Genomic DNA, 16,338 nt, shown 5'->3' with positions numbered 1-16,338 from the left:
TCACACCTTCGTGTAGCGGCTCAGCGTCACCAGCGACGAGATGGTCGCCAGCAGGATCGCGATCAGCACCAGGAACGGCGCGATCGTCAGCACGTCGGCCGTGGAGACGTACGGCACCCAGCTCACCGTGCCCCCCAGCCAGTCGGTCACCAGGTACTCGACCCCCAGCCACAGCCCGCCCACCGCGAGCGCGGCGCCCACGGTCGCGGCGATCGCCCCCTCGAGCATGAAGGGCAGCTGGATGAACATCGTCGACGCACCCACGAGTCGCATGATGCCCGTCTCCCGGCGCCGGGAAAGCGCCGACAGGCGGATGGTCGTCGTGATGAGCAGGACGGCGGCGATCAGCATGACGGCCGCGAGCCCACCGGTGAGCAGCGTCGCGCGGTCGATCACCAGGAACAGCCGGTCGAACAGCCGTCGCTGGTCCTCGACCTTCTCCACGCCCTGGCGCCCGGAGACCACGTCCGCGACCACCTGGTACTGCGACGGGTCGGTCAGCTTGATCCGGAAGGAGGAGTTCATGTCGTCGACCGTGGCCACGGACGCCCAGGACTGGTCGCCGAACTGCTCACGGAAGGAGTTGAACGCCTCCTCCTTGGTCTCGAAGAAGACCTTCTCGACGTACGGGGCGACCTCCGGCTCCTCGAGCGCGTCCTGGATCGCCTGCTTCTGGTCCTCGGTGACCTCGCCGCCCGCGCAGGTGGGCTCGGGCGAGGTCGCGGGGCACAGGAAGACCGAGACCTCGACCTTGTCGTACCAGTCGTCCTTCATCTTGTCGATCTGCATCTGCAGCAGGGCCGCGGAGCCGACGAAGGTGAGCGACACGAAGGTCACGAGGATGACCGAGATGGTCATCGACAGGTTCCGACGAAGACCGATCCCGATCTCGGAGAGGATGAAGCGCAGTCGCACGGCCGGTCCCCCTCAGCGGTCCGAGCCGTAGACGCCGCGCGACTGGTCGCGCACCATCTCGCCGGTGGACAGCTCCACGACGCGCTTGCGCATCTGGTCGACGATCTCGTCGTCGTGCGTGGCCATGACCACGGTGGTGCCGGTGCGGTTGATCCGGTCGAGCAGGCGCATGATCCCCAGGGACGTGGTCGGGTCGAGGTTGCCGGTCGGCTCGTCGCACAGCAGGATCTGCGGCCGGTTGACGAACGCGCGCGCGATCGCGACGCGCTGCTGCTCACCACCCGAGAGCTCGTGCGGACGCCGCTTCTCCTTGCCGGCGAGCCCCACCATCTCGAGTACGTCCGGGACGGTGGTCAGGATCTGGTGGCGCGGCTTGCCGATCACCTGGAGCGCGAACGCGACGTTCTCGAACACCGTCTTGTTGGGCAGCAGGCGGAAGTCCTGGAACACCGCGCCGATCTGGCGGCGCAGCTGCGGGACCTTCCACGACGAGAGCGTCCCGAGCTCCTTGCCCGCGACGAAGACCTTGCCGGCCGACGCCCGCTCCTCACGCAGCACCAGCCGCAGGAACGTGGACTTGCCGGAGCCGGAGGCGCCGACCAGGAACACGAACTCGCCGCGCTCGACGTCCAGGGACACGCGGTCCAGCGCCGGCCGGGCGCCGCGCGCGTAGACCTTGGTGACGTTCTCGAACTTGATCAACCGCTCGCCTTGCTCGCTGGGACTGGCCGGACCTGACTCGCCGGTCACCGGACCACCCGCCGGACGCCTGTGCGGACGCCCAGCGGTGGGCAGGACCGCGTCGAGACTAGGCACCCCCGCTGTGCTGCCGGACAGCCGACACGCCGCAAGCGTGCGGAGGTCCCGTGAAGGCAGACCGGGGCATCCCCCGACGAACCGGGACGAACCCGCGCCCGCGGGTTCGTCCGCGCTCAGCGCAGGGCGTGCAGGCGCGGCTCGCGGCGCACGGTGGCCCCCGTGATCGCCGCGAGCACCTCCTCGTGGCTCGTCGTCGCGGCCTCGAACGTGCCGTTGTTGCGGCCGTGCCGCAGCACGACGATGCGGTCCGAGACCGCGCGCACGTCCGTCATGTTGTGGCTGATGAGGATGACGCCGAGGCCGAGCTCCCGCAGGCGCTCGATGTGCGTGAGCACCTCGGCGGTCTGCGCGACCGACAGCGCCGCGGTCGGCTCGTCGAGCACGACGATGCGCGGGTCCCCGATGAGGGTCCGGGCGATCGCCACCGCCTGCCGCTGGCCGCCGGACAGCGTCGACAGCGGCGAGCGGACCGACGGGATGCGGCTGTTCAGCGCGTTGAGCACGCGCCGCGCCGTGGCCTCCATGTAGCCGTCGTCGCGCAGCGGGCCGTTGCGGACCTCGCGGCCCAGGAACAGGTTGCTGGTGACGTCGAGGTTGTCGCACAGCGCCAGGTCCTGGAACACGGTGGCGACACCGAGCTCGCGGGCCGCGCCGGGCGTCGCGATGGTGGTGGGCTGGCCGTCGATCTCGATCAGGCCCGCGTCGGCCGTGTACGCACCCGCGACGATCTTGGCGAGCGTGGACTTGCCCGCGCCGTTGTCGCCGACGAGCGCCACCACCTCGTGCGCGTGGACGTCGAGGTCGACCCCGACGAGCGCCTCGACCGCGCCGAAGTTCTTGCTGATGCCGCGCATCGACAGCAGCGGCACGTGACTCGCGCCCATCTGCTCACCTGCTCCCCGTCGAACATGCGCCTGTGGAGCAGTCTGCCACTGGTCCCCGGTCGGTTGGTGCGTCAGCTGGTCCGTCACGTCAGACCTCCGACGTCCACGGTCTCCTCGACGCTCAGCGGCACGTCCGTGGACTGCACCGCGAGCGCGAGGGCGCCGATCATCTCGGCGCGCGTGCCCAGCCCCGCGCGCACCACCTCGAGCGGCGCGATGCTGTTGGGCAGCGCGTACCGCTGCAGCGCCGCGCGCAGGGGCGCCACCAGCGTCTCACCCGTCTCGGCCAGCTCGCCGCCGACGACGACGACCTGCGGGTTCACCGCGAGCGCGAGGCCGGCCACCGCCGTGCCGATCGTCGCGCCCGCGTGCGCGATCACGTCGCCGCACCGCTCGTCGCCCTGGTTGGCACGCTGGACCACGTCGCGCAGGCTCGCGACGCCGGGGACCTGCCCCACCGCGGCCAGCAGGGCGCTCGCGCCGACGACCGTGTCGAGGCAGCCGCGGCGGCCGCAGCGGCACTCGTCGCCCTCCGGCTGGACCGTCAGGTGGCCGATCTCCCCCGCGGTCCCCGCGAACCCGCGCAGGACCTGGCCGCCGAGCACGATCCCGGCGCCGACCCCGTAGGACGCCCGGACGTACAGGCTGTCGCCGAAGTCGCGGGACGCGCCCGCGTTGGCCTCCGCGAACGCGGCGAGGTTCGCGTCGTTGTCGACGTAGACCGGCAGGCCCAGGCGCTTGGACAGCACCTGGCCCAGGTGCACGTCGTCCCAGCCCGGCATGATGCCGCGGACCGAGATCATGCCCGTGCCCGCGTCGACGGGCGCCGGGACCCCCACGCCCATCCCCACGACGTCCTCGAGCGAGGCCCCCACGCGCTCCAGCAGGTCGACGACGAGCAGCGCGACGCGGTCGAGCGTCGTGTCGACCCGGTGCTCCACGGGCAGCGGCAGCACCTGCTCGGCCAGGACCTCGCGGCTGAAGTCGCCGAGCGCCACGCGCAACTGCCGGTGGCCGATCTGGATGCCGGCCGCGAGACCGACGCGGCGGGCGAGCGTGACCATCTGGGCACGCCGCCCGCTGCGCGTGGTCGCGACGGTGTCGACGACGCCCGCGGCGTACAGCTCACGGACGATCGTCGACACCGTCGCCTGGGACAGCCCGGTCGCCGAGGCGAGCTCCACCTGGGTCAGCCCGCCGAACCGCTTGACGGTCTCGACGACGAGCTGACGGTTGGCCTCGCGCAGCGACGACTGGGAGCCGGCTGCGCCTGCGGGCCTGCTCACGCTGGCACCCTATCGACGGAGAGCGACCGGATCGTGGACCGAGCGGTCAGCTCGTGCCCGCGCGCCGCTTGTTGATCAGGTCGAACGCGACCGCCAGCAGCAGCACGAGGCCCTTGATGGCCTGCTGCCACGACGGGTCGACCGACAGGATCGACAGGCCCATGTTGAGCACGCCCATGATGAGCGCACCGACGATGGCGCCCGAGATCCGGCCGATGCCGCCCGTGACCGCCGCGCCACCGATGAAGCAGGCCGCGATCGCGTCGAGCTCGTAGTTCTGGCCGGCGGCCGCGATGGCCGCACCCGAGCGGGCCGTGGTCACGATCGCCGCCGCACCGGCCAGGATGCCGATGTTGACGAAGATCATGAAGTCGACCTTCTTGGTGTTCACGCCGGACAGGCCCGCCGCCAGGCGGTTGCCACCGATCGCGTAGATGTGCCGGCCGAAGACCGTGCGCCCCATGAGGAACGAGTACGCGACGATCAGGATGCCGACGATCACCAGGACGATGGGCGTGCCACCGGCCGAGTTGGACAGGACGACCGTCAGGAAGCCGATGCCGATCGCGACCAGCGCGAGCTTCGCGGCGAACACGCCGAGCGGCTCGACGTGGAGCTCGTGCTTGCGCAGCTGGGCACGGGCGCGCAGCTGCGAGAACGCGAAGGCCGCGATCGCGACGATGCCGATCACCAGCGTGACGACGTCCATGTTCCCGGAGAAGCCCAGGAAGTTCGGCAACGAGCCGTTCGCGATGCGGTTGAACGACGAGGGCAGGCCGGCGATCGTCTCGCCCACCACCACGAGCGCGAGCCCGCGGAAGATCAGCATGCCGGCGAGCGTCACGATGAACGCCGGGATGCCCACGTAGGCGACCCAGAACCCCTGCCAGGCGCCGACGACGGCGCCGATGGCCAGGCCCAGGAGGACCGCGACGATCCAGGGCAGTCCCCAGTCACGCATCGAGACGGCGACCACGCCGCCGACGAACGCGACGACGGACCCGACGGACAGGTCGATGTGGCCGGCGACGATCACCATGACCATGCCGATGGCCAGGATCATCACGTAGGCGTTCTGCTGGAACAGCGCCGCGACGTTGTTCGGCATCAGCAGGCGGCCGTCGGTCAGCACCTGGAACAGCAGGACGATCACGACGAGCGCCCCGAAGATCCCGTACTGGCGCGCGTTGCCGCCCAGGCCGGACAGGCGCTGGCTCAGCGGGACGCGGGGCGTCTCGCCGGGCGGCATCGCGGGGGCGAGAGTGGTGTCGGTGCTCATCGGACAGTCACGTCCTTCTCCATGGTCATGTAGTGCATGAGTCGCTCCTGGGTCGCATCCTGGCGGGCGACCTCGCCCGTGATGCGGCCCTGCGACAGGGCGTAGATGCGGTCACAGATGCCCAGCAGCTCCGGCAGCTCGGAGGAGATGACGATGACGCCCTTCCCCTCGTCGGCCAGCCGGTTGATGATCGTGTAGATCTCGTACTTGGCACCCACGTCGATACCGCGCGTCGGCTCGTCGAGGATCAGCACGTCCGGGTCGGAGTAGATCCACTTGCTCAGCACGACCTTCTGCTGGTTCCCGCCGGACAGCTTCCCGACGAGCGCCTCGACCGTGGGCGTGCGGATGTTGAGGTCCTTGCGGAAGCGCTCCGCGACCTTCAGCTCCTCGTTGCGGTCGATCACCCCGCCCCGCGCGACCTTGCCGATCGCCGCGCCGGAGATGTTGTCCCGGATGGTCGAGATCAGGTTGAGGCCGAACCGCTTGCGGTCCTCGGTCGCGTACGCGAGGCCGGCGTCGATCGCGTCGCCGACCGAGTGCAGGTGCACCTCGCGGCCGTCCTTGAAGACGCGGCCGGAGATGTGCGCGCCGTACGACCGGCCGAACACCGACATCGCGAGCTCGGTGCGCCCGGCGCCCATGAGGCCGGCGATGCCGACGATCTCGCCGCGCCGCACGTTCAGCGACGCGCCGTCGACGACCTTGCGGGCCTGGTCGAGCGGGTGGTGGACGGTCCAGTCCTCGATGCGCAGGACCTCGTCGCCGATCGTCGGCTCGTGGTCCGGGAAGCGCTGGTCGAGCGAGCGGCCGACCATCCCCTTGATGATCCGCTCCTCGTTGACCTCGCCCGAGTGCATGTCGAACGACTCGATGGTCTGGCCGTCGCGGATGATCGTCGTGGTGTCCGCGATCGCCTCGATCTCGTTCAGCTTGTGGCTGATGATGATCGAGGTGATGCCGTGGTCACGCAGGCCGCTGATCAGGCCCAGGAGGTGCGCGCTGTCCTCGTCGTTCAGGGCCGCCGTGGGCTCGTCGAGGATGAGGAGCTTGACCTCCTTGGACAGCGCCTTCGCGATCTCGACCAGCTGCTGCTTGCCGACGCCGATGTCCTTGATCTTGGTGTCGGGCAGCTCGTTCAGGCCGACGCGCGCGAGCAGCCTGGCCGCCTCCGCGTTGGTCTTGTTCCAGTCGACGACGCCGCGCGTGGCGCGCTCGTTGCCGAGGTAGATGTTCTCGGCGATCGACAGGTACGGCGAGAGCGCGAGCTCCTGGTGGATGATGACGATGCCCTCGTGCTCCGAGTCGCGGATGCCGCGGAACTCGGCCGTCTTGCCCTCGAACACGATGTCGCCGTCGTAGGTGCCGTGCGGGTACACGCCCGAGAGCACCTTCATGAGGGTCGACTTGCCCGCGCCGTTCTCGCCGCAGATCGCGTGGATCTCGCCGCGGCGCACGGACAGCGTGACGTTCGAGAGAGCGAGCACACCGGGGAAACGCTTGGTGATGTCCCGCATCTCGAGGATGTAGTCGGGTGTTGCTGTGGTGTCCATCTCGACCTCGGTCCTTGCCCGGTCTTCCTGCCCGCCCTGCGGCGGGACGGTCGTTGCGTCCCGTGGGACGCGGCCCGCCACGGCCGCCGGTACGCGCGAGGCGTACCGGCGACCGTGACGAGCGTGCGTCAGGCGAGGGTCACAGACCCAGGTCGCCGGCCTTGTAGAAGCCGGACTCGACCAGGATCGACTCAACCGAGTCGGGCGTGACGACCTGCGGGTCGAGCAGGAGCGTCGGGACCGTCTTGACGTTGTTGTTGTACGTCTCGGTGTCGTTCACCGTGACGTCGCCGCCCGCGACGATCTCCTGGACCATCTTGGCCACCGCGTCGCCGAGCTCACGGGTGTCCTTCCAGACCGTCATGGACTGCTTGCCGTCGAGCATGTTGAGCACGTTGGCCTTGTCCGCGTCCTGGCCGGTCAGGACGGGCCAGTCGCCGCCGTCGCCGGCCTTGTAGCCCGCGCTGTCCAGCGCCTGCGCGATGCCCAGCGCCAGCGAGTCGTTCGGGGACAGGACCACGTCGACCTTCTCGCCACCCGTGTAGAACGAGTTGAGGCGGTTCTCCATCTCGGCCTGGGCGTCGTCCGAGCCCCAGCCGAGGATGCCGATGCTCTGCCAGTCGTCGTCCGAGGCGGGGGCCTTGCCGGACTTCACGACGAGCTCCTTGGAGTCGACGTACTGGCTCAGGATGTCCCACGCGCCCTGGAAGAAGAACTTGGCGTTGTTGTCGTCCGGCGAGCCGGCGAAGGGCTCGAAGTTGAACGGGCCGTTGCCCTCGCCGAGCTTGAGCTGGTCCTTGATGAACTCGCCCTGGAGCTGGCCGACCTTGTAGTTGTCGAACGTCGCGTAGTAGTCGACGTTCGCGGTGTCGTTGATCAGGCGGTCGTACGCGATGACCTTGATGTCCTTGGACGCCGCGTCCTCGAGCACCGGGCCGAGCGCCGTGCCGTCGATCGACGCCACGACGAGCACCTTGGCGCCGTCGTTGATCATGTTCTGGATCTGCGTGATCTGCTGGTCGACCTTGTTGTCCGCGTACTGCAGCGAGGTCTCGAACCCGGCGTCCTTGAGCAGCTCGTCCAGGTGCGAACCGTCACGGTTCCAGCGCTCGAGGCTCTTGGTCGGCATCGCGATGCCGATGAGGCCGCCCTCGGTGGCGGTGCCACCCGTGGCGTCGTTGCCGCCCTCGTCGTCGTTGCGCTCGCTGCTGCAGGCGGTCAGCGAGGCGGTGAACAGGCTGGCCGCCGCAACCGCGACCGCCACCTTCTTCCAAGTCTTCGACATCGTCGTCTGTTCTCCTCTGGTACCTCCCCGGCGGTGCGTCGGGCCGGAGGCTGCACCGGCCCGCGGAACGTGAGCCGCCGATGGCTCACCACCCCGGGGTGACCCTTGGATTCAAGTCTCAAAGGCATGGATCGCGCAAGCGGCGTTACCAAAGCGTGTCCTAGCGGTGACCCGCCACGCGTGGCGCCCGTGACATCCCTTCACTTCACGATCCGAAGCGAGTGTCCGATCTGCCCGGCTGTGTCCACCGCCGGGTCAGGACGCGCCCCCTGGACGCGCGTCCCGTCGCGGGTGGACGACTGGCCCCGCAGCAGCCCCGTAACCAGCACAATCGAGGCGTGACCGTCACCATCCGCGACGTCGCGCTGCGCGCCGGCGTGAGCAAGACGACCGTCTCGCGCGTCCTCAACGGGCGCGGCGAGCTCGACGAGCGCACCGCCGAGCGCGTGCGTGCCGTGATCGACGAGCTCGGGTACGTGCCCAGCGCGCGCGCCGTCGCGTTCGCCCGCGGCTCCACCCGCGTGGTGGCGATGCTGCTGCCGTCCCTCGCCTGGCCGTGGATGGGCGAGGTGCTGCAGGCCGCGGTCGAGGTGGTGGAGGACGAGGGCTACGGGATGCTGGTCTTCACCACCACGCAGGGCGACGAGTCCATGCGCCGGTTCGGGGCGCACGTGTCCGCGCGCGCGTTCGACGGCCTGCTCGTCGTCGAGCCCGAGGGGCAGCTCGACTACATCGCCCAGCTGCACGACCAGGGGCTGCCGGTGGTCCTGATCGACGACCGCGGCCACGAGCCGCGGTTCCCGTCGGTCACGACTACCAACCGCGTGGGCGCGCTCGCCGCCGCGCAGCACCTGCTGTCGCTGGGTCGTCGCCGCCCGCTCGTCGTGACCGGCGAACCGCGGTTCGGCTGCATCGGCGAGCGCCTCGCGGGGTTCGCCGACGGCTACCGCGCCGCGGGCGTCGAGCTGGACCCCGCGCTGCGCGTCGAGGGCGACTTCACCTACGAGTCCGGCCAGGCGGCCGCGGTGCGCGCGCTCGAGGCGGGCCTCGAGTTCGACTCGCTGTTCGCGCACAACGACGTCATGGCGGCGGGCGCGATGACCGTCCTGCGGCACGCGGGGCTGCGGGTGCCCGACGACGTCGCGGTGGTGGGCTTCGACGACCTGCCGGCCGCGGCGCAGTGCGACCCGCCGCTGACGGCCGTCCACCAGCCGATCCGGGAGATGGGCGCGACCGCCGCGCGCATGCTGCTGGCGAACTTCGCGGGCGACCCGCTGCCGAGCGCCCCGACCGTCCTGCCGACGTCGTTCACGGTCCGCGCCTCGACCGCCGGCTGACGCGGGCGTCAGTCCGCCGCGACCTCCTGGCCGCGGCGCCAGCGGATGCCCGCCTCGATGAAGTCGTCGATGTCGCCGTCGAAGACGGCGGCCGGGTTCCCGACCTCGTGCTCCGTGCGCAGGTCCTTGACCATCTGGTACGGCTGCAGGACGTAGGAGCGCATCTGGTCGCCCCAGCTCGCCTTGATGTCGCCCGCGAGCTCCTTCTTGGCCGCCCGCTCCTCCTCCTGGCGCACCAGGAGCAGCCGGGACTGCAGGACGCGCAGCGCCGCGGCACGGTTCTGGATCTGCGACTTCTCGTTCTGCATCGACACGACGATCCCCGTGGGGACGTGCGTCATGCGCACCGCCGAGTCGGTGGTGTTGACCGACTGGCCGCCCGGGCCCGACGAGCGGAACACGTCGACCTTGATCTCCGACTCGGGGATCTCGATCGAGTCGGTCTGCTCGATCAGCGGGATGACCTCGACCGCGGCGAACGACGTCTGGCGGCGGCCCTGGTTGTCGAACGGGGAGATCCGCACCAGGCGGTGGGTGCCCGCCTCGACCGACAGGTGGCCGTACGCGTACGGCGTCTTGACCTCGAACGTCGCGGACTTCAGGCCCGCCTCCTCCGCGTAGGAGGTGTCGAGCACCGTCGTCGGGTAGTTGTGCCGCTCCGCCCAGCGCAGGTACATCCGCAGGAGCATCTCCGCGAAGTCGGCGGCGTCGACGCCGCCCGCGCCCGCGCGGATGGTGACGACGGCGTCGCGCTGGTCGTACTCCCCCGCCAGCAGCGTGCGGACCTCGAGCTCGCCCAGGTCCTTGCGGATCTTGGTGAGCTCGCCCTCCGCCTCCGCCATCGCGTCCTCGTCGCCCATCTCCTCGCCCAGCTCGACGAGCGTCTCGAGGTCGTCGATGCGCCCGCGCAGCTTGTCGACGCGCTCGAGCTCGGACTGCGCCGCGGACAGCGCGCTCGTGACCTTCTGGGCGGACTCCGGGTCGTCCCACAGGTCGGGCGCGGACGCCTGCTCGGACAGCGTGGCGATCTTCGCCCGCAGCGCGGTCGGGTCGCTCACGGCCTGGATGGACTCCAGGGTGCTGCGGAGCTCGCGGATCTCGGCGGTGAAGTCGGTGGTGGCCACGACCGTCCAGGCTACCGGCACCCGCACCTCGTCGGGACCCGGGGCCAGGCAGCCCGTGCCCTGCGCCCGCTTGTGCAGGTCACGTGGCGATGGGGCGCACACCTCTCGATCCCCGGCCGGACGTGCCGATGACCTGGGTGACACTGGTGGCTCAGGAGGACCGACATGCGCACCCTTTCCCGCCCGCTCGCCGGCCCGAGGGCCACGAGCCGGACGCTCGCCGGCACCGCCCTCGCGGGCCTGCTCGTCGTGCTCGCCACCGCGGGCGCGGCCGCCGCGGCCGGCCCGACGCCGACCACGGAGCCCGCCCTCGAGCCCGCCGCCGTCAGCACCGAGTTCGCGATCGGCGCCGCGAACATCGCCAAGCCCGGCAACGGCGGGCGGACCATGTGGGTCTCCACGCAGGGCAGCGACAAGCACACCTACCGGACCGAGTGGGGCGGCACCAAGACCGTCAGCCGGCACCTGTGCCTGCACCGGCGCGACACGGACCGCGCGACCTGCCCGCCCGCCGACGCGAAGCACCCCCTGCACACCATCCAGGCCGCGATCCTCTCGGCGCTGCCGGGCGACGTGATCGTCGTGCGCGGCGGCACGTACACCGAGGCGGTCGGCTGGAACGCGACCTCCGGCACCGCGAAGAAGCGCATCGTGCTCCAGAGCGAGCCCGGCGCGCGCGTGGTGCTGCGCGGCACGCTCATGATGAAGAAGGTCAGCTACTGGACCGTGCGCGGCTTCCACTTCCTGCACGATGCGGGCGTCCAGGGCAACGGCCAGGCCATCGTGCACATGCAGGGCGGCACCGGCTGGGTGCTCACCAACAACGAGATCGCCGGCTCCCCGGGCGTCTCGAACCTCATGGTGACCCCCGGCGAGCGCACCGGCAGCACCGCCGCCCGCAAGGCGGCCGGGCCCCACAGCTACGCGATCGTCCGCAACTGCATCCGCGACAACCGCGGCCGCCACGACCACGGCATGGACCACAACATCTACCTGATGGCCGGCGTCTACTCGAGCGGCGGGCGCATCGAGCGCAACCTGCTCGCCGGCGCCCCCAACGGCGCGCAGATCAAGGTCTCGGCGTCCACCTGGGACACCTGGGCGGACAGCCCCCGCAACGTGCGGGTCCGCTACAACACGATGATCAACGGCGCGGCCGGCGTGACCGTCGGGGTCGCCGCCCGCAACATCCTGATCGAGCGCAACATCGTCGCCAACCAGGTGAACGGCTCCCGCTACGACGCCGCGATCAAGACCTGGGAGCTCGAGCGGCACGACCTGACGACGGTGAAGAGCAACTACCTCGCCGGCTACGCCCAGCTCTACCACCAGGAGCCGGGCGAGTACCTGGTCAAGTCCGGGAACGTGTCCGCGGGCCGGCTGTCCTACGTCGGCTCGATCACGGGCTGCACCGCCAAGGCCGCCAACGCGCACGTCCGCGAGACCTACGGGCAGCGCGCCGACCTCTGACGCCGCCGCCGTGACCGGTGCGCACCCGCCGGTCACGCGGCGGTGGCGCTCGCCTCGGCCTGCAGGACGATGCCGTCGGACCACGGGGCGAGCACCCACGCGACCGACGACGGGTAGACGCGCGCCTCGAGCCGCACCGTGGCGGTCAGGGCGTCCGTCGCCTCGGCGTCGACGACGGCGAACGCGCGCCAGTGGTCGGCCTCCGCCGGGTGCTCGTCCAGGTAGGCGTCCACCGCGGCGCGGACCGACGCGTCGGTGAGCGTGATCCGCTCGTCCTGCTCGGCGCCGTAGTACCGCTCGTCGGGCACTGCGTCCGCCGCCTCCAGCGCCAGCAGGTCCGCGAGCGCCACCAGCCGTTTGCGCTCGAGGTGCAGCTGCGCCGCCGCGGCCACGACGAGCACGAGAGACAGCGCGATCACCACCGCGCCGATCGTCAGGATCATCACCTGGCCGTCCTCACGGCGCTCGTCGTCCCGACCGACCCGGTCGGCGAGACGTCGACGCCACGCACGGACGCCCCGGCGGTGTGCGGCACCGTGGTTCACGGCACTGCGGTTCACGGCACTGCGGTTCACGGCACTGCGGTTCACGGCACTGCGGTTCACGGCACTGCGGTTCACGGCGCTGTTGTTCACGGCGCTGTTGGTCACGGCGTTGCCCGGTAGGTGTCGACCACGGCCACGTGCGACGAGCGCACGGGCACCTCGAGCGGCACGACGTCCCGCACGAACCCCGGGACGAACGGCAGCGGCACCCTCACCTCGACCTCGGCCTCGACGTCGGTCCCCGGACGGAGGCAGGGCACCGACTCGCACGTCAGCGTCAGCGCGGCGGCCGGGTCGTCGGTGAAGCCCTGGTCCTGCAGGGCGACGCCCGTGACCGCGACCGCACGCGCGGCGGCCGACTCCGCGTCCTGCGCCGCGACGTAGACACGGGCGGCGTCCCGGGCCGCGCCCTCGGTGGCGAACGTCGCCGCCTCGAGCCGTCCCAGGACGAGCACCAGGTAGACCAGCGGCACCAAGAGGACGAGCGACAGCGCGAGGAACTCCACCACCGCGTTCCCGGTCTCGCCTCGCACGTCGACCCTCGCGCGCACCCGCCGCACCACGGCGTCGACGCCGTTCACGGCAGCGCGTCCTCGGCGATCGCGTGCCCCGTGACGGTGAGCACGCCACCCGGGCCGACGAACCCGACGACGGGCAGCGGCGCCGTGACCCGCACCTCCACCATCGCGACCCCGCCGCGCTCGATCCGGCTCGCCGTCACGTCCTGCGCGAACGAGTCCACGAGCGAGCCGGTGATGAGCTCGCGCGTGCGGCCCGCGCCGTCGGCCGGGGTCCGCCCGTCGACCGCTCCGTACCGGGCGCCCTCCGAGGCGCTGTCCACGAGCGTGCTGCGCACGTGCAGCACCAGCGCGAGCTGGACCACGGCGAGCACCGCGACGACGACCAGGCCTCCCACGAGCACGAAGTCGACGACCGCCGACCCGCGGTCGTCCCGCGCCGGCCGACGCGGCGTCAGCCCTTGGGGGCCTTGACGTCGCGGACGGCCTGGTCGAACAGGTCGCTGAGCAGCGGCTGCGCGAGTGCCCAGAGGATCGTCACGATCCCGGCCGTCATCAGCGTGACCATCACCCAGCCGGGCACGTCTCCGCGGTCCTGGGCACCGTCCACCCGGCGCACCATCCACGCGTGCACCCGGGCCACGGCGCGTACCGGCTCGTGGCGCAGCCTCGTCGTCGTGCGTCCCATCGGTTCCTCCTCGGTCGTCGGGCCGGCGGGTCCGCCGCGCCCCCTGCTCCTCCGGCCGGGCGGTGCCCGGCCGGTCCTGCTCGCGCTCGTCGTGCGGGGTCACAGGCCGACCCGCAGGACGACGAGGCTGGGGAAGACGGCGAACAGCACCGTCACGGGAAGGATGAGGAAGACGACCGGCATCATCATGAGGACCTCGCGGCGGCCGCCCTCCTCCATGAGCTTGCGGCGCCCTTCCTCCCGCACGTCCTGCGCCTGTGCGCGGAGCACGTCGGCCAACGGCGCGCCGCGCTCCACGGCGACGGCGACGCCCTCCGCGAACCGCGACAGCGCCGGCAGCCCCGTGCGGTCCGCGAGCGCGTCGAGCGCCTGCACCACCGGCATCCCCGCGCGCGCGTCGGCGAGCGTGCGCTCGAGCTCGACGGACAGCTCGCCGTGCGTGCTGCGGACCACCCGCTCGAGTGCGCCCACAGCCCCCTCGCCCGCACCGACCGCGAGCGCGAGCAGCTCGGCGATCGTCGGCAGCTCGGCCATCATGCGCGTCTCGCGCTCGCGCACGCGCCGGGTCAGCAGCCAGTCGGGCACGAGCATCCCGACGAAGCCGCACACCAGGACGAGGACCGCGAGCGCGACGGTCGCGCTCCCCCGCGACGCGGCGAGCACCAGCGCGAGCGCGAGGCCGGCCGCGAGGCCGAGCGCCCCCGCGACCACCTGGCCCACCCGGAACTCCTCGACGGTCTGGCGACGTCCGGCGCGCGTCAGCCGGTGACGCAGGTCGGCGGTGGGCGAGCCGACGCGGGTCACGAGACGCACGCCGTCGTCCAGCACCGGGGCGACCAGCCGCTCGAGCGTCGAGAACGGGCCGCGCGCCACCGGGACGTCGAGCAGCCGGGAGCTGCGGCGGGGGCGCAGGTAGGGAGCGAGGCGCTGGTCGAGCGTCGTCCGGCGGGCGCGCACCCGGGCCACGACGAGCAGCACGCCGAGCCCCGCGAGCAGCCCGGCGAGCGCCCCCTGCACCGTCGGGCTCACCGCAGCACCCTCGGATCCTCGGGGAGGCGCGCGACGCGCACCATGAGCAGGTACGCGACCACCGAGCACGTGCCCCCGGCCAGGAGCACCACGAAGCCCGCGACCGAGTCGTAGGCCGCCGCGGCGGAGGTGCGTGTGGCGAGCAGCGCGAGCACCACCCACGGTGCAGCGACCGCGAGCCGCGCGGCGTACACGGTCCAGCTCTGCCGCGCCTCGAGCTCGCCGCGCGTGCGCACGTCGTCGCGCAGCACCGTGGGGTAGAGGTCGTTACCTCAGGAGTTCGAGCGTGGTGAGCCCAAACTGGTGCTCGAGGTCCTCCGCGAGCTGCCTCGCGATGAGCTGTCGGTCGCCGGGGTCCTGGGGGTCGAGCAACTCCCCCTCAGCGGGTACAAGTCGAGTCCGTCCCGTCGTCCACTCGGGCACCTCAGGGATGACAAAGCCTTGACCGTAGGCGTGGTTGCTAACGACACGGAGTAATGACGTCCTGTCGCGCTTCCGGGGCAAAACGTCCACCCGGAGCGCGTATGTCCCCACCGCTCCGGCTCGGGCGGCCCACGCCGCAGCCAGTGCAACCGTCGCAACGGCGTTGTTCTCAATCGTGGCGGCGTGCACCAAAGAGTCGTCCCGGTTGGCGTCCCGCAGGTCGCTGCTGACCCGGCACGGTTCGGCGAGCACCACTGCACCGCTCTCGTGGAGTTCCGCGTAGGTGGTCGTGGCGACGCCTGTTCGGCTCAGTTCGGTGCTGTCTGGGCGAATGACCCAGCGTCGGAGTCCACGCCGCGGGTTGCGCATGGCGTCGCCGATGGTTGAGAACGGTGTGGAGTATGACCTCGGAGGCTGGATGGCTCTCGGTGCGTCCGTCTCCGCACCGTGAACCACAGTGTCCCGGGCGAGTTGCAGCGAATCGAGGACCGCCGTCGTCGCGTCGTCACGGGAAGGAACGTTGAGCGTCACACCACGGTCGACTCGGGGCTGCGCGACGCCCACAACCCACACCTTGTCATGACTGAGCAGTTCACGAGTCGAGTCTGCGAGGTGTTTCAGGTTCGCGGAGGCCGTCGCGCGTCGGGCGAATCGGTCGGCGTACGCACGTTCTATCTGTCGCTCGGGTAGGACGTCTGTGTGGGAGCCGTTTCGCCAGGGAGCGACCGTGCTCTCTCTACGCTCGACGAAGTGTGGGGCGTCCGGTGACGGCGGGACCGTGACCACGACGACGCCGTTGCCGGACTTATCGTCCATCGGGAGCAGCCGAACGTCGAGGCCCTGGATCACAGGTCTCACGCGCGATACGTTGACGGAGCGGACCTGCTGTTCGACCTGCTCCATGAGGGGGAATGGCTGCATCACGAACCTCTTGTCCGTGCCGCGACCTTCCTCGCCCACTCCGATGACGAGGATGCCACCGGCGGTGTTCGCGAGTGCGGCGAGGTCTTTCGCGAGTTCCTGCTTCGCGACCTCGTCCGTGCGGACTTGCGCCTTCCAGTCGAGCGTGTCGCTCTCAGGTACTTGCGCTGCGACGGCACGCTCAACAAGCTCAAACGTCAATGCGCTCCTCGGCTCGCCCAGCGCCACGTGTATGGGAGTCCAGTCAGTCGCGGCCACGGTG

The 16,338-nt window shown here is 71.0% G+C and carries 16 protein-coding genes and 1 pseudogene; 2 read left to right on the top strand and 15 right to left on the bottom strand.

The features are described 5' to 3' along the window. From ftsX to chvE, 7 genes are all read right to left on the bottom strand, one after another. On the bottom strand, positions 1-915 hold the full coding sequence (gene ftsX, locus KIN34_RS14590) for a permease-like cell division protein FtsX (RefSeq protein WP_214352517.1): 915 nt from the start codon (positions 913-915) through the stop codon (positions 1-3). Positions 916-927: 12 nt separating this feature from the next. Further along, positions 928-1,617, bottom strand: a complete 690-nt coding sequence (ftsE, locus tag KIN34_RS14585; protein ID WP_214352514.1) for a cell division ATP-binding protein FtsE — start codon at positions 1,615-1,617, stop codon at positions 928-930. Between the two features lie 230 nt (positions 1,618-1,847). Beyond that, complete coding sequence (locus KIN34_RS14580) at positions 1,848-2,618, bottom strand: ATP-binding cassette domain-containing protein (RefSeq protein ID WP_214352512.1); 771 nt, start codon at positions 2,616-2,618, stop codon at positions 1,848-1,850. Positions 2,619-2,701: 83 nt separating this feature from the next. Continuing rightward, a complete protein-coding gene (locus KIN34_RS14575) occupies positions 2,702-3,904 on the bottom strand; it encodes an ROK family transcriptional regulator (protein ID WP_214352510.1) in 1,203 nt (400 codons plus the stop codon). A 46-nt stretch (positions 3,905-3,950) separates the two neighbouring features. Then, positions 3,951-5,183, bottom strand: coding sequence for a multiple monosaccharide ABC transporter permease (gene mmsB, locus KIN34_RS14570; protein WP_214352508.1), 1,233 nt, complete (start codon positions 5,181-5,183; stop codon positions 3,951-3,953). Next, positions 5,180-6,736, bottom strand: a complete 1,557-nt coding sequence (gene mmsA, locus KIN34_RS14565) for a multiple monosaccharide ABC transporter ATP-binding protein (RefSeq protein WP_214352506.1) — start codon at positions 6,734-6,736, stop codon at positions 5,180-5,182. The genes mmsB and mmsA overlap by 4 nt, the downstream gene beginning before the upstream one ends. Positions 6,737-6,875: 139 nt before the next feature. Continuing rightward, a complete protein-coding gene (gene chvE, locus KIN34_RS14560; RefSeq protein WP_214352504.1) occupies positions 6,876-8,021 on the bottom strand; it encodes a multiple monosaccharide ABC transporter substrate-binding protein in 1,146 nt (381 codons plus the stop codon). A 338-nt stretch (positions 8,022-8,359) separates the two neighbouring features. Here chvE and KIN34_RS14555 point away from each other — a divergent pair, with 338 nt between their 5' ends. Then, complete coding sequence (locus KIN34_RS14555) at positions 8,360-9,358, top strand: LacI family DNA-binding transcriptional regulator (protein WP_214352502.1); 999 nt, start codon at positions 8,360-8,362, stop codon at positions 9,356-9,358. Between the two features lie 8 nt (positions 9,359-9,366). On the opposite strand, the gene prfB is transcribed toward KIN34_RS14555, so the two are convergent. Continuing rightward, on the bottom strand, positions 9,367-10,482 hold the full coding sequence (prfB, locus tag KIN34_RS14550; protein WP_214352500.1) for a peptide chain release factor 2: 1,116 nt from the start codon (positions 10,480-10,482) through the stop codon (positions 9,367-9,369). A 165-nt stretch (positions 10,483-10,647) separates the two neighbouring features. On the opposite strand from prfB, the gene KIN34_RS14545 reads away from it, so the two are divergent. Beyond that, the gene (locus KIN34_RS14545; protein ID WP_214352498.1) at positions 10,648-11,952 is read left to right on the top strand and encodes a right-handed parallel beta-helix repeat-containing protein; all 1,305 of its coding nucleotides are present in this window, start codon (positions 10,648-10,650) and stop codon (positions 11,950-11,952) included. 32 nt (positions 11,953-11,984) lie between these two features. Here the strand turns inward: KIN34_RS14545 and KIN34_RS14540 are convergent, their stop codons facing one another. The 7 genes and pseudogenes from KIN34_RS14540 to KIN34_RS14510 all read right to left on the bottom strand — a co-directional run bounded on the left by KIN34_RS14540 (position 11,985) and on the right by KIN34_RS14510 (position 16,334). Continuing rightward, positions 11,985-12,395, bottom strand: coding sequence for a hypothetical protein (locus KIN34_RS14540; RefSeq protein WP_214353099.1), 411 nt, complete (start codon positions 12,393-12,395; stop codon positions 11,985-11,987). Positions 12,396-12,598: 203 nt separating this feature from the next. Next, positions 12,599-13,078: a pilus assembly protein gene (locus KIN34_RS14535; protein ID WP_307858267.1), complete on the bottom strand. Its 480-nt coding sequence runs from the start codon at positions 13,076-13,078 to the stop codon at positions 12,599-12,601. Next, on the bottom strand, positions 13,075-13,473 hold the full coding sequence (locus KIN34_RS14530; RefSeq protein ID WP_214353095.1) for a TadE/TadG family type IV pilus assembly protein: 399 nt from the start codon (positions 13,471-13,473) through the stop codon (positions 13,075-13,077). Before KIN34_RS14530 ends, KIN34_RS14535 begins: the two co-directional genes overlap by 4 nt. After that, the gene (locus tag KIN34_RS14525) at positions 13,470-13,703 is read right to left on the bottom strand and encodes a hypothetical protein (protein ID WP_214353190.1); all 234 of its coding nucleotides are present in this window, start codon (positions 13,701-13,703) and stop codon (positions 13,470-13,472) included. Before KIN34_RS14525 ends, KIN34_RS14530 begins: the two co-directional genes overlap by 4 nt. Positions 13,704-13,802: 99 nt before the next feature. Next, positions 13,803-14,732, bottom strand: a complete 930-nt coding sequence (locus tag KIN34_RS14520) for a type II secretion system F family protein (RefSeq protein ID WP_214352496.1) — start codon at positions 14,730-14,732, stop codon at positions 13,803-13,805. After that, positions 14,729-14,980 (bottom strand): annotated as a pseudogene (locus KIN34_RS14515) (type II secretion system F family protein); the annotation flags it as partial. The pseudogene KIN34_RS14515 and the gene KIN34_RS14520, both read right to left, overlap by 4 nt. A gap of 19 nt (positions 14,981-14,999) precedes the next feature. Beyond that, entirely contained in the window at positions 15,000-16,334 is a 1,335-nt protein-coding gene (locus KIN34_RS14510) for an AlbA family DNA-binding domain-containing protein (RefSeq protein WP_214352495.1), read from the bottom strand. Positions 16,335-16,338 lie beyond the last annotated feature (4 nt).

Origin of the sequence: Cellulomonas fulva, from assembly GCF_018531375.1 — a bacterium.
Taxonomy (GTDB): domain Bacteria; phylum Actinomycetota; class Actinomycetes; order Actinomycetales; family Cellulomonadaceae; genus Cellulomonas; species Cellulomonas fulva.
Note: the sequence above shows the minus strand (reverse complement) of the source record. Positions and strands in the feature narration are given on the sequence as shown.